This window comes from Sulfitobacter sp. 1A10359, from assembly GCF_043558145.1.
GTDB classification, from domain to species: domain Bacteria; phylum Pseudomonadota; class Alphaproteobacteria; order Rhodobacterales; family Rhodobacteraceae; genus Sulfitobacter; species Sulfitobacter faviae.
Window position 1 is genome coordinate 1 of record NZ_JBIFGB010000015.1, and the last position, 19144, is coordinate 19144.

Annotated in this window: 15 protein-coding genes; 14 read left to right on the forward strand and 1 reads right to left on the reverse strand. The window is 60.5% G+C overall.

Annotated features, from left to right (window positions below; all coding sequences use genetic code 11):
- Window positions 1-489 precede the first annotated feature (489 nt).
- From ACGYK2_RS17125 to ACGYK2_RS17175, 11 genes are all read left to right on the forward strand, one after another.
- The gene (locus ACGYK2_RS17125; RefSeq protein WP_271688309.1) at window positions 490-849 is read left to right on the forward strand and encodes a hypothetical protein; all 360 of its coding nucleotides are present in this window, start codon (window positions 490-492) and stop codon (window positions 847-849) included.
- Window positions 850-925: 76 nt separating this feature from the next.
- Window positions 926-1123: a preprotein translocase subunit SecE gene (secE, locus tag ACGYK2_RS17130; protein ID WP_007118815.1), complete on the forward strand. Its 198-nt coding sequence runs from the start codon at window positions 926-928 to the stop codon at window positions 1121-1123.
- Window positions 1124-1330: 207 nt separating this feature from the next.
- Window positions 1331-1864, forward strand: coding sequence for a transcription termination/antitermination protein NusG (nusG, locus tag ACGYK2_RS17135; protein WP_067264099.1), 534 nt, complete (start codon window positions 1331-1333; stop codon window positions 1862-1864).
- A 144-nt stretch (window positions 1865-2008) separates the two neighbouring features.
- Window positions 2009-2434, forward strand: a complete 426-nt coding sequence (gene rplK, locus ACGYK2_RS17140) for a 50S ribosomal protein L11 (RefSeq protein ID WP_067267940.1) — start codon at window positions 2009-2011, stop codon at window positions 2432-2434.
- Window position 2435: 1 nt separating this feature from the next.
- Window positions 2436-3134: a 50S ribosomal protein L1 gene (gene rplA, locus ACGYK2_RS17145; protein ID WP_067267941.1), complete on the forward strand. Its 699-nt coding sequence runs from the start codon at window positions 2436-2438 to the stop codon at window positions 3132-3134.
- Window positions 3135-3406: 272 nt separating this feature from the next.
- The gene (gene rplJ, locus ACGYK2_RS17150) at window positions 3407-3922 is read left to right on the forward strand and encodes a 50S ribosomal protein L10 (protein WP_067267943.1); all 516 of its coding nucleotides are present in this window, start codon (window positions 3407-3409) and stop codon (window positions 3920-3922) included.
- 74 nt (window positions 3923-3996) lie between these two features.
- Window positions 3997-4368: a 50S ribosomal protein L7/L12 gene (rplL, locus tag ACGYK2_RS17155; protein WP_067267945.1), complete on the forward strand. Its 372-nt coding sequence runs from the start codon at window positions 3997-3999 to the stop codon at window positions 4366-4368.
- Window positions 4369-4611: 243 nt separating this feature from the next.
- Window positions 4612-8748 (forward strand): DNA-directed RNA polymerase subunit beta, encoded by a 4137-nt coding sequence (gene rpoB / locus ACGYK2_RS17160; RefSeq protein ID WP_168612832.1) that lies wholly within the window; start codon window positions 4612-4614, stop codon window positions 8746-8748.
- A 94-nt stretch (window positions 8749-8842) separates the two neighbouring features.
- On the forward strand, window positions 8843-13093 hold the full coding sequence (gene rpoC / locus ACGYK2_RS17165) for a DNA-directed RNA polymerase subunit beta' (RefSeq protein WP_271688307.1): 4251 nt from the start codon (window positions 8843-8845) through the stop codon (window positions 13091-13093).
- Between the two features lie 180 nt (window positions 13094-13273).
- Window positions 13274-13678: a two-component system response regulator gene (locus ACGYK2_RS17170; protein ID WP_067267950.1), complete on the forward strand. Its 405-nt coding sequence runs from the start codon at window positions 13274-13276 to the stop codon at window positions 13676-13678.
- Between the two features lie 113 nt (window positions 13679-13791).
- A complete protein-coding gene (locus ACGYK2_RS17175; RefSeq protein ID WP_271688306.1) occupies window positions 13792-14679 on the forward strand; it encodes a DMT family transporter in 888 nt (295 codons plus the stop codon).
- Here ACGYK2_RS17175 and ACGYK2_RS17180 read toward each other — a convergent pair.
- Window positions 14652-15455 carry a putative rhamnosyl transferase gene (locus tag ACGYK2_RS17180; protein ID WP_271688305.1) on the reverse strand — a complete coding sequence of 268 codons (804 nt, stop codon included), beginning with the start codon at window positions 15453-15455 and terminating at the stop codon, window positions 14652-14654. The two genes, ACGYK2_RS17175 and ACGYK2_RS17180, sit on opposite strands and share 28 nt — an antisense overlap.
- A 401-nt stretch (window positions 15456-15856) precedes the next feature.
- Between ACGYK2_RS17180 and rpsL the strand changes: the two genes are divergently transcribed.
- The 3 genes from rpsL to fusA all read left to right on the forward strand — a co-directional run bounded on the left by rpsL (window position 15857) and on the right by fusA (window position 18978).
- Window positions 15857-16228, forward strand: a complete 372-nt coding sequence (rpsL, locus tag ACGYK2_RS17185) for a 30S ribosomal protein S12 (RefSeq protein ID WP_007118826.1) — start codon at window positions 15857-15859, stop codon at window positions 16226-16228.
- Window positions 16229-16315: 87 nt separating this feature from the next.
- Window positions 16316-16786 carry a 30S ribosomal protein S7 gene (gene rpsG, locus ACGYK2_RS17190; protein WP_067267956.1) on the forward strand — a complete coding sequence of 157 codons (471 nt, stop codon included), beginning with the start codon at window positions 16316-16318 and terminating at the stop codon, window positions 16784-16786.
- A 65-nt stretch (window positions 16787-16851) separates the two neighbouring features.
- The gene (gene fusA, locus ACGYK2_RS17195) at window positions 16852-18978 is read left to right on the forward strand and encodes an elongation factor G (protein ID WP_067267958.1); all 2127 of its coding nucleotides are present in this window, start codon (window positions 16852-16854) and stop codon (window positions 18976-18978) included.
- Window positions 18979-19144: the final 166 nt, after the last annotated feature.

Consider the following 19144-nt stretch of genomic DNA (forward strand, 5'->3'; position numbering starts at 1 on the left):
CGATGGTACTGCGTCTTAAGACGTGGGAGAGTAGGTCATCGCCAAACCTAATAAGTTCCTAGACTACAGTATCTCTCAACGATGATCAGATTAACAAAACCGCCGCAGCGCAAAGCTGCGGCGGTTTTGCGTTTGGGGGGGGAGTGATGCCCAATAACTGTCTACTTTCCGCCCTTCACTTGGCGCAATGGATCAGTAACTCTTTCGCAACTGCGTAGAGAGACTGATATGACGCCCCCCATTGAAAAGGCTGCCCCTTCTTCGTCCGAGCTGGACCCCGCCGCGATGTCTGCGATTCGGAATGTTATGGTAGATGCGGAGAGTGCTAAGGACACACGTGCCGATACGGGGACGGCAGAGCCCCCGGTGGCCCCTCGGCGGCCGGGGCGCGTGGCTGTTCCGGATTTGCCGGAGCCGGAAGCCGTTGACGTCAAAATTAGGAAGGCGTCACGCCGTAGGATTCGTGCGAAACCTCCTCCGGCCCGGGCGGTGATCCTCAGCCTTCTGGCGCTGGCGGTGGTTCTGCGCCCTTGGTTGGTGTTCGGCGTGCTATTCGTCACGGTGTTTGTCGTGTTGGGGGTCTTCCTCGCCCTTGGCTACGACGGGTTTTGGCAACGGGCGATGGCGCTTGGGCGCTGGTATGCCGCGCGGCAGCCCGAGCGTGCGGCGGCGCTTCATGCGCGGTTGGATGCTTTCGCGATGAAATGGGACGCCGTGCTTGACCGATTCCCCGAAGGCACCGTCGACGGGCTGTATCTTCCCGACTTTGGCGAGATGGCGGCGGCTGAAGCGCGGCATGACGCGGCGCTTGACCGCCGGTTCGATCGTCTGCGCGACCCGGAAGCCTGAGGCGCGCGCGAAGACGTCTTGAAACTAGGGGGCGGACCCGTTACATCCGCCCAATCGGGCAACAGGGAAAGATGTCATGGCCACCACCAATCCGCTTCAGTTCATCCAGCAGGTTCGCACCGAAGTTGCAAAGGTTGTTTGGCCGACAAAGCGCGAAGTGATGCTGACCACGGTGATGGTCTTTATCCTTGCCGCGCTGACAGCTGTTTTCTTTGCAATTGTCGATATCCTGATCCGCGGCGGCTTGCAGCAGATCCTTGGGATGTTCGGCTGAGCACCGCCCGCATGGGTGATTTTATCTTTACACCCTTGAAACCTGCGTCTGCGCGGGCTATTGCGCAGACCTGACCTGAAAAGGGCGTGCGGCGATTCGAGTTGCGCGCCGATTTTTTGTTCAGATGTTGCGGGGCTTGGCCCCCGTGTTGATTGACGAATTTCATGCCGGGGCAGCCCGCATGGCAAGACAGGGACCAGAGTTCAGATGGCAAAACGGTGGTATTCGGTCAGTGTCCTGTCGAACTTCGAAAAGAAGATCGCCGAGCAGATCCGCGCGTCCGTGGCCGAGCAGGAACTTGAAGACCAGATCGACGAAGTGCTGGTGCCCACCGAAGAGGTGATCGAGGTCCGGCGCGGCAAGAAGGTGACAACCGAGCGTCGCTTCATGCCCGGCTATGTGCTGGTGCATATGGAAATGTCCGACGCGGGCTATCACCTGATCAACTCGATCAACCGCGTCACTGGGTTCCTTGGCCCGCAGGGCCGCCCGATGCCGATGCGCGATGCCGAGGTTCAGGCGATCCTGGGTCGTGTGCAGGAAGGCGAAGAAGCGCCGCGCACGCTGATCCACTTCGAGGTCGGTGAGAAAGTCAAAGTCGCCGATGGTCCTTTCGAGGATTTCGACGGGATGATCGAAGAGGTCGACGACGAGAACCAGCGTCTCAAGGTTTCGGTCTCGATCTTTGGCCGGGAGACCCCGGTCGAATTGGAATTCACTCAGGTCAACAAACAGGTCTGAGTGTGGGGCGGGGTTCGCCCCGCCATCCCGGCACCTGAGGGCGCCGGTCATTGTGGGAGGGACGGGCGCCGCGGCGCCTAGGCCCGGACCACGCAACGAAGAACCCGCGGGGCGCGCCCCAAGGGTGTTGAAAGGAGAAGGCCAATGGCCAAGAAACTCGTCGGTACGATGAAGTTGCAAGTTAAAGCGGGTCAAGCAAACCCGTCCCCGCCCGTGGGTCCCGCCCTCGGTCAGCGCGGCATCAACATCATGGAATTCTGCAAGGCGTTCAACGCCAAGACCGCAGACATGGAGCCGGGCGCACCGTGCCCCACCGTGATCAGCTACTATCAGGACAAGTCCTTCACCATGGACATCAAGACGCCCCCGGCGTCCTACTACCTGAAGAAAGCTGCCAAGGTGAACTCCGGCGCGAAAACGCCCAGCCGTGAGACTGTCGGCACCGTGACCACCAAGCAGCTGCGCGAGATCGCAGAAGCAAAAGCCGCCGACCTGTCCGCGAACGACGTGGAAGCGGCGATGAAAATCATCCTGGGCTCCGCGAAGTCCATGGGCATCGAGGTGAAGTAAGATGGCTAAAATTGGAAAACGCACCCGCGCCGCCCGTGAAGCTTTTGCTGGCAAAGAAGAGATCACCGTTGAAGAAGCGGTAAGCCTCATCAAATCGAACGCCAGCGCGAAGTTCGACGAGACCATCGAGATCGCGATGAACCTCGGTGTTGACCCGCGTCACGCGGACCAGATGGTCCGCGGTGTTGTCGGCCTGCCCAACGGCACCGGCAAAACCATGCGCGTTGCCGTCTTCGCCCGTGGCGCGAAAGCTGAAGAAGCCGAAAAGGCGGGCGCAGATATCGTTGGCGCAGAAGACCTGATGGAAACCGTGCAGTCCGGCAAGATCGACTTTGATCGTTGCATTGCGACACCCGACATGATGCCGATCGTTGGCCGTCTGGGTAAAGTGCTTGGCCCCCGCAACCTGATGCCGAACCCCAAGGTTGGCACCGTGACCATGGACGTCGCTGACGCCGTGAAAGCGGCCAAGGGTGGTGAAGTGCAGTTCAAAGCCGAAAAGGGCGGTGTCGTCCACGCAGGCGTTGGCAAACTGTCCTTCGACGAAGCCAAGCTGGTTGAGAACATCCGTGCCTTCGTCGGCGCCGTGTCCAAAGCCAAGCCGGCCGGTGCCAAAGGCACCTACATGAAAAAGATCAACCTGAGCTCTACAATGGGCCCGGGCGTGTCGGTCGCTGTCGAGAACGCGACCGCCGAGTGATCCCGTGGGGTGGGGGCCAGCCTCCCACCTTACGACCCGAGATTTGGCGGCTTCGGTCGCCAGATACGCAAGGACCAGAAGATCGGTCCGCGCGTCTGTCCGAGACGGAGGGTTTGGGCTTTGGCCTGAATAATTCCTTCCTGAGATGGGAAACCGGAAATTCCTGCCTTCGGGCGGTTTTGGCCGGGACCCTGACATTGGACCCGAATGGGGTGCAGAAGACCGCATCCTGAACTGAGCCGGGGGGCAACCCCCAAATTTGGAGTGAAACTGTGGATAGAGCACAAAAAGAACAGTTGGTCGACGAACTCGGCCAAATCTTTGAAAGCTCTGGCGTCGTTGTGGTTAGCCACTACGTCGGTTTGACAGTTGCCGAAATGCAGGACCTTCGGGCGCGCGCACGCGCAGCCGGTGGGGCCGTGCGTGTTGCCAAAAACAGGCTCGCCAAGATCGCCCTTGAGGGCAAGCCATGCGAAAGCATTGCTGACCTTCTGACGGGTATGACCGTTCTGACCTACTCTGAGGATCCTGTGGCTGCGGCCAAGGTTGCTCAGGAGTTCGCCAAGGAAAACAGCAAGCTTGTTATCCTCGGCGGCGCAATGGGTGAGAACGCGTTGGACGCCGCCGGTGTCGAAGCCGTGTCGAAAATGCCTTCGCGCGAGGAGCTTATCTCCTCCATCGCGGGCATGCTCGGCGCACCTGCTTCGAACATCGCCGGGGCCATTGGCGCACCTGCAAGCAACATCGCATCCATCTTGTCCACCATCGAGGACAAGGCGGCTGCGTAAGGCAAATCGTCAAACTGGCGCACGGGTTGAACACGCGCGTTGGAACACACATATCGTAACGGAAAGAGCTAAACATGGCTGATCTGAAAAAACTGGCAGAAGACATCGTTGGTCTGACTCTGCTTGAAGCACAAGAACTGAAAACCATCCTGAAAGACGAGTACGGCATCGAGCCCGCCGCTGGCGGCGCAGTGATGATGGCCGGCCCTGCTGAAGGTGGCGCTGCCGAAGAAGAAAAGACCGAATTCGACGTCGTTCTGAAGAACGCCGGCGCATCCAAGATCAACGTGATCAAGGAAGTCCGCGGCATCACAGGTCTCGGCCTGAAAGAAGCCAAAGACCTGGTCGAAGCCGGTGGCAAGATCAAAGAAGGCGTCGACAAAGCCGAAGCCGAAGACATCAAAGGCAAGCTGGAAGCAGCTGGCGCCGAAGTCGAGCTGGCCTAAGCCAGAGGTGCGTGTCCTCACGCACCACGCATGAACAAGGGCTGGACGGGAATTTTCCTGTCCAGCCTGACCTGTTTTGACGAATGTTCCCCGCGGGAGCATTTCTCTGGAGAGGTCCAAGGTCGGAAGGGGTGCAGTGGGACGCATTCCAAGAATTGACCCGGATTTTCCGCTCTTATGGGCGCGCACCACGGCCCCGGTGGTTGATGCGCTCGGCGAGAGACACGAAAGGTGACACGACACATGGCACAATCCTTCCTTGGCCAGAAACGTCTGCGTAAGTATTACGGCAAGATCCGCGAAGTGCTGGAGATGCCGAACCTCATCGAGGTTCAGAAATCCTCCTATGATTTGTTCCTGAATTCCGGCGACGCCGAGACCCCCACCGATGGTGAGGGGATCACGGGCGTTTTCCAGTCGGTCTTCCCGATCAAGGACTTTAACGAGACTTCGGTACTCGAATACGTCAAGTACGAGCTGGAAAAGCCCAAGTACGACGTTGAGGAATGCCAGCAGCGCGACATGACCTATAGCGCGCCGCTGAAAGTGACCCTGCGCCTCATCGTATTCGATGTGGACGAGGACACCGGCGCCAAGTCCGTGAAAGACATCAAAGAGCAGGACGTCTTCATGGGCGACATGCCCCTGATGACCCCGAACGGCACCTTCGTCGTCAACGGCACCGAGCGTGTGATCGTCTCCCAGATGCACCGCTCCCCGGGCGTGTTCTTTGACCACGACAAGGGCAAGACCCACTCCTCGGGCAAGCTGCTCTTCGCCTGCCGCATTATCCCCTACCGCGGCTCCTGGCTGGACTTCGAGTTCGACGCCAAGGACATCGTCTATGCCCGCATCGACCGTCGCCGCAAGCTGCCGGTGACGACCCTGCTCTATGCCCTGGGGCTGGACCAAGAAGGCATCATGAATGCCTATTACAACACCGTCACCTTCAAGCTGGAGAAGAACAAGGGTTGGGTTGCGCCCTTCTTCCCCGACCGCGTGCGCGGCACCCGTCCGACCTACGATCTGATCGACGCCAACACCGGCGAGATCCTCTTCGAGGCTGGCAAAAAGGTCACCCCCCGTGCCGTCAAGAAGCTGCTCGACGAAGGCAAGGTCAAGGAACTGCTGCTGCCCTTCGACCACATCGTCGGCAAGTTCGTCGCGCGTGACATCATCAACGAGGAAACCGGTGCGATCTACGTCGAGGCCGGTGACGAGTTGACGCTGGAATACGACAAGGACGGCACGCTGATCGGCGGCACCGCGAAGGAGCTGATCGACGCCGGCATCACCGAGATTCCGCTGCTGGACATCGACAACGTCAACGTCGGCCCCTACATGCGCAACACCATGGCGATGGACAAGAACATGAACCGCGACACCGCGCTCATGGACATCTACCGCGTCATGCGCCCGGGCGAGCCGCCCACCGTCGAGGCCGCGTCAGCGCTCTTTGACACGCTGTTCTTCGATAGCGAACGCTATGACCTCTCGGCCGTGGGCCGGGTGAAGATGAACATGCGTCTGGCGCTCGATAAGCCCGACACGCAGCGCACGCTGGACCGTGACGACATCGTCGCCTGCATCAAGGCGCTGGTGGACCTGCGCGATGGCCGCGGCGACATCGACGACATCGACCACCTCGGCAACCGTCGTGTGCGTTCGGTCGGCGAATTGATGGAAAACCAGTACCGCGTGGGCCTGCTGCGCATGGAGCGCGCGATCAAGGAGCGGATGTCTTCCGTCGAGATCGACACCGTGATGCCGCAGGACCTGATCAACGCCAAGCCCGCCGCGGCTGCGGTGCGCGAATTCTTCGGCTCCTCGCAGCTGTCGCAGTTCATGGACCAAACCAACCCGCTATCGGAAGTGACGCACAAGCGTCGTCTCTCGGCGCTTGGGCCGGGCGGTCTGACACGTGAGCGTGCGGGCTTTGAAGTGCGCGACGTGCACCCGACACACTATGGCCGGATGTGCCCGATTGAAACGCCGGAAGGTCCGAACATCGGTCTGATCAACTCGCTGGCCACCTTTGCCCGCGTGAACAAATACGGCTTCATCGAAACGCCTTACCGCGTCGTGAAGGACAGCAAGGTCACCGACGAGGTGCACTACATGTCCGCGACCGAGGAAATGCGTCACACCGTAGCGCAGGCGAACGCCAACCTCGACGACGACATGAAGTTCGTGAACGAGATGGTCTCGACCCGTCAGTCCGGCGACTACACGCTGGCGCCGACGGAAAACGTGGACCTGATCGACGTTTCTCCCAAGCAGTTGGTCTCTGTCGCTGCATCGTTGATCCCGTTCCTCGAAAACGACGACGCCAACCGCGCTCTCATGGGCTCGAACATGCAACGTCAGGCCGTACCGCTTCTGCAAGCTGAGGCGCCGCTTGTCGGCACTGGCATCGAAGAAGTCGTGGCGCGCGATTCCGGGGCGGCCTACACCGCACGCCGCGCGGGTATCATCGACCAGGTCGATGCCTCGCGTATCGTGATCCGGGCCACAGAAGACCTCGAATTGGGTGACGCGGGTGTGGACATCTACCGCATGCGCAAGTTCCAGCGTTCGAACCAGAACACCTGCATCAACCAGCGTCCGCTGGTGAAAGTGGGCGAGAAGGTCACAAAGGGTCAGGTCATCGCGGATGGTCCCTCCACCGACATGGGGGAACTGGCGCTCGGCAAGAACGTCGTCGTCGCCTTCATGCCGTGGAATGGCTACAACTACGAAGACTCCATCCTGATCTCCGAGCGGATTTCCCGTGACGACGTCTTCACCTCGATCCACATCGAGGAATTCGAAGTCGCCGCGCGTGACACGAAGCTTGGGCCGGAAGAGATCACCCGCGACATCCCGAACGTCGGCGAGGAAGCTCTGCGCAACCTCGACGAAGCCGGTATCGTCTACATCGGTGCGGACGTTGAGCCGGGCGACATCCTTGTGGGCAAGATCACCCCGAAGGGCGAAAGCCCGATGACGCCGGAAGAAAAGCTTCTGCGCGCCATCTTCGGTGAGAAAGCCTCTGACGTGCGCGACACCTCGTTGCGTGTGAAGCCGGGCGATTTCGGCACCGTTGTCGAAGTGCGGGTCTTCAACCGTCACGGCGTCGAGAAAGACGAGCGTGCGCTGCAGATCGAGCGTGAGGAAGTCGAACGTCTGGCCCGTGACCGGGACGACGAGCTGGCGATCCTCGACCGCAACATCTACGCGCGCCTCAAGGACATGATCCTCGGCAAGGTTGCCGTGAAAGGCCCGAAAGGCGTGAAGGCGAACAGCCAGATCACCGAGGAACTGCTGGAAACCCTGACCCGCGGTCAGTGGTGGCAGCTGGCTCTTGAGGACGAGGATGACGCCAAGATCGTCGAAGCCCTGAACGAGCAGTACGAGATCCAAAAGCGGACCTTGGATGCCCGTTTCGAGGACAAGGTCGAGAAGGTCCGCCGTGGCGACGATCTGCCCCCAGGCGTGATGAAGATGGTCAAGGTCTTCGTGGCGGTGAAGCGCAAGCTGCAGCCGGGCGACAAGATGGCCGGTCGTCACGGGAACAAGGGTGTGATCTCGAAAGTGGTGCCGATGGAGGACATGCCGTTCCTCGCCGATGGTACCCCGGTCGATTTCTGCCTCAACCCGCTGGGTGTGCCATCGCGTATGAACGTCGGTCAGATCCTCGAGACGCATATGGGTTGGGCCGCACGCGGTCTGGGCCTGAACGTTGATGAGGCGCTGCAGGAATACCGCCGCTCGGGCGACCTGACGCCGGTGCGCGAAGCGATGCAGCTGGCCTATGGCGAGGATGTCTACGAAGAAGGCATCACCGGCATGGACGAGGATACGCTGCTGGAAGCGGCTGACAACGTACGCCGCGGCGTGCCGATCGCCACGCCGGTCTTTGACGGTGCCAAGGAAGCGGATGTGAACGACAGCCTCAAGCGGGCCGGGTTCGACACCTCCGGTCAGTCGGTGCTCTTCGATGGTCGGACAGGCGAGCAGTTCGCGCGTCCGGTGACCGTCGGCGTGAAGTACCTGCTGAAGCTGCACCACCTGGTGGACGACAAGATCCACGCGCGTTCGACCGGGCCGTACAGCCTCGTCACACAGCAGCCGCTGGGTGGTAAGGCGCAGTTCGGTGGCCAGCGCTTCGGGGAGATGGAGGTCTGGGCTCTGGAAGCCTATGGCGCCGCCTACACCCTGCAGGAAATGCTGACCGTCAAGTCGGACGACGTCGCGGGCCGGACCAAGGTCTATGAAAGCATCGTCAAGGGCGAGGATAACTTCGAAGCGGGCATTCCGGAGAGCTTTAACGTTCTCGTCAAAGAAGTGCGCGGCCTCGGCCTGAATATGGAACTCCTGGATGCGGAGGAGGATGAGTGAGGCATAGACGGAATTTTTTAAAAATTCCGGGCCGTTTTCTTTCAAAGAGAACGGCACCCCTCACTCCCAACGCACCCCTTTCAAGGATTTGAAAATGAACCAGGAACTGACAAACAACCCGTTCAACCCGCTGACGCCGCAAAAAGCGTTTGACGAAATCAAGGTCTCCTTGGCCTCGCCCGAGCGGATCCTGAGCTGGTCCTTCGGTGAGATCAAGAAGCCGGAAACCATCAACTACCGTACGTTCAAGCCCGAGCGTGACGGCCTGTTCTGCGCGCGTATCTTTGGCCCGATCAAAGACTACGAATGCCTCTGCGGCAAATATAAGCGCATGAAGTATCGCGGCGTCGTCTGCGAGAAATGCGGTGTGGAAGTCACGCTGCAAAAGGTCCGCCGTGAGCGCATGGGCCACATCGAGCTGGCCTCGCCGGTGGCGCACATCTGGTTCCTCAAGTCGCTGCCCTCGCGCATCGGCCTGATGCTGGACATGACCCTGCGCGATCTGGAACGCGTGCTCTACTTCGAGAACTACGTGGTGATCGAGCCGGGCCTCACCGATCTTCAATACGGTCAGATGATGACCGAAGAAGAATATATGGACGCGCAAGACGCCTATGGCATGGACGCTTTCACCGCTAACATCGGCGCCGAAGCGATCCGCGAAATGCTGGCGGCGATCGACCTTGAAGCCGAAGCCGAGAACCTGCGCGCCGATCTGAAAGAGGCGACAGGCGAGCTGAAGCCCAAGAAAATCATCAAGCGTCTGAAAGTGGTCGAGAGCTTCCTTGAATCCGGCAACCGTCCCGAGTGGATGGTCATGACCGTCATCCCGGTCATCCCGCCAGAACTGCGCCCGCTGGTGCCGCTCGATGGTGGCCGTTTCGCGACCTCGGACCTGAACGACTTGTACCGCCGCGTGATCAACCGGAACAACCGTTTGAAGCGCCTGATCGAGCTGCGCGCGCCCGACATCATTGTGCGCAACGAAAAGCGGATGCTGCAGGAATCCGTCGACGCCCTCTTCGACAACGGCCGCCGTGGCCGCGTCATCACCGGTGCCAACAAGCGCCCGCTGAAGTCGCTGTCGGACATGCTGAAAGGCAAGCAGGGCCGCTTCCGTCAGAACCTTTTGGGTAAGCGCGTCGACTTCTCAGGTCGTTCGGTCATTGTGACCGGCCCGGAGTTGAAGCTGCATCAATGTGGTCTGCCCAAGAAGATGGCGCTCGAACTGTTCAAGCCGTTCATCTACTCGCGGCTTGAAGCCAAAGGTCTGTCCTCCACAGTTAAGCAGGCCAAGAAGCTGGTCGAGAAAGAGCGCCCTGAGGTTTGGGACATTCTTGATGAGGTGATCCGTGAACACCCCGTCATGCTCAACCGCGCGCCGACGCTGCACCGTCTTGGCATTCAGGCGTTTGAACCCGTCCTGATCGAAGGCAAGGCGATCCAGCTGCACCCGCTGGTCTGCTCGGCCTTCAACGCCGACTTCGACGGTGACCAGATGGCCGTTCACGTCCCGCTCTCGCTGGAAGCCCAGTTGGAAGCGCGTGTTCTGATGATGTCCACGAACAACGTGTTGTCGCCTGCAAACGGCGCACCGATCATCGTACCGTCGCAGGATATGATCTTGGGTCTCTACTACACGACCCTTGAGCGTGAAGGCATGGTTGGCGAAGGCATGGTCTTCGGCTCCGTCGACGAGGTGCAGCACGCCCTCGACGCCGGTGCGGTTCACCTGCACTCGAAAATCAAGGCGCGGATCAAACAGATCGACGCTGAAGGCAACGAAGTGATGATGCGCTTTGACACGACCCCCGGTCGTATCCGTCTTGGTGCGCTTCTGCCGCTGAACGCCAAAGCGCCGTTTGATCTGGTCAACCGTCTGCTGCGCAAGAAAGAAGTGCAGCAGGTCATCGACACCGTCTACCGTTACTGCGGTCAGAAAGAGTCGGTCATCTTCTGTGACCAGATCATGACCATGGGTTTCCGCGAAGCTTTCAAAGCGGGCATCTCCTTCGGCAAAGACGACATGCTGATTCCCGACACCAAATGGCCGCTGGTTGAAGAAACCCGCGAGCAGGTGAAGGACTTTGAACAGCAGTATATGGACGGCCTGATCACTCAGGGCGAAAAGTACAACAAGGTCGTCGATGCATGGTCGAAGTGTAACGACAAGGTGACCGAGGCGATGATGGGCTCCATCTCCGCCGTGACTCACCATGAGAACGGTTCCGAGAAAGAGCCGAACTCGGTCTACATGATGGCCCACTCCGGTGCCCGTGGCTCGGTCACGCAGATGAAACAGCTGGGCGGGATGCGCGGCCTGATGGCGAAGCCGAACGGCGACATCATCGAGACGCCGATTATCTCGAACTTTAAAGAAGGTCTGACCGTTCTCGAGTACTTCAACTCGACCCACGGTGCGCGGAAAGGTCTGTCGGATACCGCTCTGAAGACGGCGAACTCCGGTTACCTGACACGCCGTCTGGTGGACGTGGCGCAAGACTGCATCGTGCGCGAGCATGACTGCGGCACCGAAACCGCGATCACCGCCGAAGCGGCTGTCAACGATGGTGAGGTTGTCTCCTCGCTGGCCGAGCGTCTGCTGGGCCGTGTTGCGGCGGACGATATTCTGGTGCCCGGCACCGAGGATGTTCTGGTGCCCGCAGGCACGCTGATCGACGAGCGCATGTCGGATGCCATCGACGAGGCTGGCGTGCAGTCCGCACGGATCCGCAGCCCGCTGACCTGTGATGCCGAAGAGGGCGTCTGCGCCATGTGCTATGGCCGTGACCTCGCACGCGGTACGCTGGTCAACCAAGGTGAGGCCGTCGGCATCATCGCGGCCCAGTCGATTGGTGAACCCGGTACACAGCTGACGATGCGGACCTTCCACATCGGCGGCGTGGCCCAGGGTGGTCAGCAGTCCTTCCTTGAGGCCAGCCAGTCGGGCAAGGTCGCTTTCGAGAACGCACAGACGCTTGAAAACAGCGCCGGTGAAGTGCTCGTCATGGGCCGGAACATGAAGCTGTTGATCGTCGACGAGAATGGTGAGGAGCGGGCCAGCCACAAGATCGGCTACGGCACCAAGCTGCACGTCAAAGAAGGCGACGACGTGGCGCGCGGTGACAAGCTGTTCGAATGGGACCCTTACACCCTGCCGATCATCGCCGAGAAACCCGGTACGACCAAATACGTCGACCTGGTGTCGGGCATCGCGGTCAAGGAAGACACCGACGAAGCCACCGGTATGACCCAGAAGATCGTGATCGACTGGCGCGCGGCCCCCAAGGGCAACGAGCTCAAGCCCGAGATCATCTTGGTGGGTGAAGATGGCGAACCGGTCCGCAACGATGCGGGCAACCCGGTGACCTATCCGATGTCGGTCGATGCGGTTCTTTCGGTCGAAGACCAGACGCAAGTTCAGGCCGGTGACATCATCGCGCGTATCCCGCGTGAAGGTGCCAAGACCAAGGACATTACCGGTGGTCTGCCGCGTGTGGCCGAACTCTTTGAGGCACGTCGCCCCAAAGACCACGCCATCATCGCGGAAATCGACGGCTATGTCCGCTTTGGCAAGGACTACAAGAACAAGCGCCGCATCGCGATTGAAAGCTCGGATGATCCGGACGTGAAGGTTGAATACATGGTGCCCAAGGGGAAACACATCCCCGTGGCCGAAGGCGACTTCGTGCAGAAGGGCGACTACATCATGGATGGCAACCCCGCGCCGCACGACATCCTCGCGATCATGGGCGTCGAGGCCTTGGCCGAGTATATGATTGACGAGGTGCAGGACGTTTACCGCCTGCAGGGTGTGAAGATTAACGACAAACACATCGAAGTCATCGTCCGTCAGATGCTGCAGAAGTGGGAAATCCAAGAAAGCGGCGACACCACGCTTCTCAAGGGCGAACACGTCGACAAGCAGGAGTTCGATCAGGCCAACGAGAAGGCGCTCAAGAAAGGTGGCCGCCCCGCCAAGGGCGAACCGATCCTCTTGGGCATCACCAAGGCGTCGCTGCAAACCCGCAGCTTCATCTCGGCCGCCTCGTTCCAGGAAACCACGCGCGTGCTGACCGAAGCTTCGGTTCAGGGCAAGCGGGACAAACTGGTCGGTCTGAAAGAGAACGTCATCGTGGGCCGTCTGATCCCCGCCGGTACCGGTGGTGCGACCCAGCAGATGCGCAAAGTGGCGACAGATCGCGACAACGTCGTGATCGAAGCGCGTCGCGAAGAGGCCGAAGCCGCCGCCCGTCTGGCTGCGCCGGAAGCCTCTGTGGAGGACGACATCGTCGGTGGCGATGTGTTCAACACGCCGGTCGGTGACGACGAGAGCCGCGATTGATCGTAGCACCGCATTGAAAAACAAAAGCCCCCGCAGTGACGCTGCGGGGGCTTTTTTATGGGGTGGGCAAATGCCGCGGCCAGACACCGCCCCGGGGGGCTGGTTTCTGAGGCCAAAGCCTTATATCCGCCACATAGTCCGAATAGGTTTGCAAAAGCTTAACCGTCGTAAGGTGCTTTGATGACGTCCCGCATTCTACATATCGACGACGACCCGATCGTTCTGGAACTGGTCAAGATGATCTTTTCCGACGACAGGTCGCTGAGCTTTGTCTCCTGTCTGAACGCCCGCGATGCGCTGGCGGTGGTTGATGATCTCAAGCCTGACCTGATCATCAGCGATATCTCCATGCCGGATATGGGCGGGTTGGAGCTGGCCCATCGGTTTGGCGAGAATCCGGCCATTGCCGGGACGCCGATCATCTTTCTCAGCGGGCGCACCCGCGATCTTGAAGTCTATGACGCCTTCCGCGATCTGGCGGCGACGGTGATGCAAAAGCCGGTCGAGCCGGGGTTGCTGCGCAGCACGGTGCGCAATCTGCTGGCCAGCCAGCAGCAGCCGGTAGCGCAGGCTTCGAACCAGTAGAGCGCGCCAGTCTGGGCGGGGCGGGCCGCCGTTCTTGACAGCCCCAGTAGCCGCTGCCAGTCATTCGGGGGCGGCAGTGATATAAGCCGCACCATTTTTCCCGGAGCGCTTTCATGTCCCCCAATACCATCGGCGCGCTGCTGATGATCGCCTCGATGGCCTGTTTCACGTTTAACGACACGCTGCTCAAAATGACCGACGGGGCGCTGCCCCTGTTTCAGCTGTTGTTTCTGCGGGGGGTGACAACCTCGGTGCTGATCTTGGCCCTCAGTCGGCAGCTCGGACGGATCGATTTCCGGCTTCAAGCGCGGGACTGGAAAGTCATCGGCCTGCGCTCGGTGGCCGAGATCGCGGCGGCATATTTCTTTCTCACCGCGTTGTTCAACATGCCTTTGGCGAATGTCACCGCCATCCTTCAAGTTGTGCCGCTTTCGGTGACGCTGGCGGCGGCGCTTGTGTTCCGGCAGGCGGTCGGCTGGCGGCGTTTGGTCGCCATCGGCATTGGTTTCTGCGGCGTGCTGTTGATCGTCAAGCCGGGGGCGGAAGGGTTCAATATCTGGTCGATCTACGTTCTGATCGCCGTGCTCTGCGTGACGGTCCGTGACCTGTCGACCCGCGCCTTGTCACCGGCGGTGCCCTCGATGACCGTGACCTTGGTGACCGCCCTGTCGGTGATGACGGCGGCGGGTTTGGCGTCGCTGAGCGCGCCTTGGGCGCCGGTAACGCCCTCGGTCGCGGTGCTGATCGGCGGCTCAGGGGTCTTTGTGCTAGGCGGCTATTTCTTCTCGATCCAAGTGATGCGGGTCGGCGATATCGGCTTCATCGCGCCGTTTCGCTACACCGGCCTTCTCTGGGCGCTCTTGCTGGGCTGGGTCGTCTTTGGTGACTGGCCGGGGGCCTTGACCCTCATCGGCGCGGGGATCGTGGTGGCCACGGGGGTCTTCACCCTCTACCGCGAGCGGAAGTTGAAGGTTCAGGCCGAGAAGACGCGCCGCACCTGAGCTTGGTCGATGGCGAACCGTTTGTGAAACAGCGCGTCGCCTTCGGCATCCAGCGGGGCCACTTCCACATGCCGCGCCAGCCCCTGCCGCGAATCGTTCGAGCCGTTGTGGCTGCGCACGAACATCGCCGCATCGGGCAGGCTGACGCAGGGCATGAAGCGCGGCAGTTTCTCATGGGCGAAGTTCATGATGGTGAGCGGGCTGCCGCCCTTCACATACATCGCAAGTGCCGCGACATTGAGCGGACGGTACACTTCGGCGGCGCGGATGCCCTGCGGGCCGAATTCCGCGATGTAGCCCTTGGGCCAGTCAAAGGCGACGGAGCGCTGGCCTTTCAGCAGACCCGCGCTTTGCGCGACCGTCTGGCGCAGCCGGGCGATGAAGTCGACCGAGACGGCGTCATCGTCGTCGTAGCGGAATTGCAGGCAGGGTTCGGCCGGGTTGATCCGCGCGGCGTTCAGCACCTCCTTCATCACCTCCCGATGATTGCGCGGCGGCTCGCGGTGAATAACCGCCTGCGGCAAGTCGGCCAGCAGCGATTCGAGGCGTCGGGCGTGGGGCGCCGGGAACTGGTCGCCGATGACGAAGACGATGGAGAAGTCCGGGTCTGTCTGCGCTTTCAGGCAGGGCAGGGCGACGGTTTCGAGCAGGCGGAAACGTTCTTCGAGCCGGGCCGCGTCATAGAGATAGGCGATGCGTTCCTCGGTGGTTTCGTGGCCGACCTGAAAGCCGCCCAAGGCCGGGTAGGAAAAGCGGCAAAGGCCGATCGCTTGCATGGAGATTTCCTTCTGTCCTTCGCCGAACTATGGCGAGCGGGGCAGGGGCGTGGCAAGGGTGGAATGTGGCACCCGGGCCCGGAACCAAGCCGCAGGCGCCGGGCCATCACCCGGCAAACCTCCGCGACCCGACCGGGGCCCACCTGTTGACAGGCCCCGCGCAACGCTCTATACGCCCGCTATCTCGGAGGTGGAGGCCGCTCTGCCAGTCCGAATTCATAACTGAAGTGGTCACGATCCGGCCTACTACTGGCCCGATCCTCTGTTAACCCACCGCGTCGTTTTCCTCGGTACGGGAACGTTGCGGTCATTTTGCTTTGTGGACGCATGAAGTAACCGAAATTAGCCGCATGGGGGATCCCCCGTGTACACAATCTGAGCGATACGGGGATATAACCGGAATGCCAACGATCCAACAGCTGATCCGCAAGCCGCGGCAGCCGAAAGTCAAACGTTCGAAATCCATGCACCTGCAGGAGTGCCCGCAAAAGCGCGGCGTCTGCACACGCGTGTACACCACCACACCGAAAAAGCCGAACTCGGCGATGCGTAAGGTTGCCAAAGTGCGCCTGACCAACGGGTTCGAAGTGATCTCCTACATCCCGGGTGAGAGCCACAACCTTCAGGAACACTCCGTGGTTCTGATCCGCGGCGGTCGTGTAAAAGACCTTCCGGGTGTGCGTTACCACATCCTGCGCGGTGTTCTTGATACGCAGGGCGTGAAAGACCGTAAGCAGCGTCGTTCGAAGTACGGCGCGAAGCGTCCGAAGTAATCTCGCACCGGTGGGGCCCGCCCCCGCCGATCCACCCGATGTTCGGTGGGGCCGCGCCCCACCACCCGCCAAGAGGAAGACACTGACATGTCACGCCGCCACGCCGCTGAAAAACGCGAAGTCCTGCCAGACGCCAAATACGGCGATCTGGTTCTCACCAAATTCATGAACAACCTGATGATCGACGGCAAGAAATCTGTCGCCGAGCGCATCGTCTACAACGCGATGACCCGCGTCGAAGACAAGATCAAGCGCGCGCCGATCGAAGTGTTCCACGAAGCGCTGGAAAACATCCAGCCCTCCGTCGAAGTCCGCTCGCGCCGCGTCGGCGGTGCCACCTACCAGGTACCGGTCGAAGTGCGCCCCGAGCGTCGTCAGGCGCTGGCGATCCGCTGGTTGATCAAAGCCGCCCGTGCGCGTAACGAAAACACCATGGAAGAACGCCTTGCCGGCGAGCTGCTGGACGCTGTGCAGTCCCGTGGTACCGCTGTTAAAAAGCGCGAAGATACGCACAAGATGGCCGACGCGAACAAAGCGTTCAGCCACTACCGCTGGTAATTTCAACGTCGCGCCCGGTTTCGGGCGCGATCCGTTCGTACTGATATTTTCGAGGAAGCAGCCCCATGGCACGCGACTATCCGCTCCAACGCTACCGCAACTTCGGCATCATGGCTCACATCGATGCCGGTAAAACCACTTGTTCCGAACGCATCCTGTTCTACACCGGCAAAAGCCACAACATTGGTGAGGTGCATGACGGCGCCGCAACCATGGACTGGATGGAGCAGGAACAAGAGCGCGGCATCACCATTACCTCCGCCGCGACCACCACTTTCTGGCAGCGTCAGGAAGAGCCCACAGCCGATGCGACATCCGACACCAAGTTCCGGATGAACATCATCGACACCCCCGGCCACGTTGACTTCACCATCGAAGTTGAGCGTTCGCTGGCCGTTCTCGACGGTGCGGTTGCCGTTCTCGACGCCAACGCCGGTGTTGAGCCGCAGACCGAAACCGTTTGGCGTCAGGCTGACCGCTACAAGGTGCCGCGTATCGTTTTCGTCAACAAGATGGACAAGATCGGCGCGGACTTCTTCAACTGCGTGCACATGATCAAGGACCGCACAGGCGCCACGCCTGCTCCGATCCAGATCCCGATCGGCGCAGAGAACGAGCTGGAAGGCATCGTCGACCTCGTGACCATGAAAGAATGGGTCTGGGCCGGTGAAGACCTCGGTGCCGCCTGGGAACAGCGCGAGATCCGTGACAGCCTGAAAGAGACCGCCGACGAATGGCGTGCCAAGCTCATCGAGACCGCGGTCGAGATGGACGACGAGGCGATGGAAAACTACCTGATGGACGGCGCCGAGCCCGACGTCGACACCCTGCGCGACCTGATCCGCAAGGGTACTCTGGCCATCAAATTCATCCCCGTTCTCTGTGGTTCCGCCTTTAAGAACAAAGGTGTTCAGCCCCTCTTGAACGCCGTGATCGACTATCTGCCCAGCCCGCTGGACGTTGTCGACTACATGGGCTTCAAGCCGGGTGACGAGACCGAGACCCGCAACATCCCGCGCCGCGCGGATGACGACATGGCGTTCTCGGGCCTTGCGTTCAAAATCATGAACGACCCCTTCGTCGGCTCGCTGACCTTCACCCGCATCTACTCGGGCGTTCTGCGCAAGGGCGACACGCTTCTGAACTCGACCAAGGGTAAGAAAGAGCGCGTCGGCCGGATGATGATGATGCACTCCAACAACCGCGAAGAAATCGAAGAGGCCTTCGCGGGCGACATCATCGCGCTGGCGGGTCTCAAGGACACCACCACCGGTGACACGCTCTGCGCGCAGAACGATCCGGTCGTCCTCGAAACCATGACCTTCCCCGATCCGGTGATCGAGATCGCGGTCGAGCCGAAGACCAAGGCCGACCAGGAAAAGATGTCTGCAGGTCTGGCCCGTCTGGCCGCCGAGGACCCTTCCTTCCGCGTCGAGACCGATCTGGAATCCGGTCAGACCATCATGAAAGGCATGGGCGAACTTCACCTCGACATCCTCGTCGACCGTCTGAAGCGCGAGTTCAAGGTCGAGGCGAACATCGGTGCGCCGCAGGTGGCCTACCGTGAGACGATCTCGAAAGAGGCCGAAATCACCTACACCCACAAGAAGCAGTCGGGTGGTTCGGGTCAGTTCGGTGAGGTCAAGATGATCCTGACGCCGACCGAGCCGGGCGAAGGTTACTCCTTCGAGAGCCGCATCGTTGGTGGTGCCATTCCCAAGGAATACATCCCGGGCGTGGAAAAGGGTATCAAGTCGGTTCTGGACTCCGGTCCGCTGGCGGGCTTCCCGGTCATCGACTTCAAAGTGGCCCTGATCGACGGTAAGTTCCACGATGTGGACTCCAGCGTTCTGGCCTTCGAAATCGCCGCCCGTATGGCGATGCGCGAAGGCATGAAGAAAGCCGGTGCGAAGCTTCTGGAACCGATCATGAAGGTCGAAGTTGTGACCCCGGAAGAATACACCGGTGGCATCATCGGTGACCTGACATCCCGTCGTGGTCAGGTGCAGGGTCAAGATACGCGCGGCAATGCCATCGCGATCGACGCCTTCGTGCCGCTGGCCAACATGTTCGGCTACATCAACACCCTGCGTTCGATGTCGTCGGGTCGTGCGAACTTCACCATGCAGTTCGACCACTACGAACCCGTGCCGCAGAACATCTCGGACGAGATTCAGGCCAAGTTCGCTTAAGGAAATCGGCGCGTGGGAAACCGCGCGCCGACCCAAATCGTTGGGTGTGTGCTGCGCATACACCATTGAGAAAGACCAAAAGGAGCCAACACCATGGCAAAGGCAAAGTTTGAACGCACCAAACCGCACGTCAACATCGGCACGATCGGCCACGTTGACCACGGTA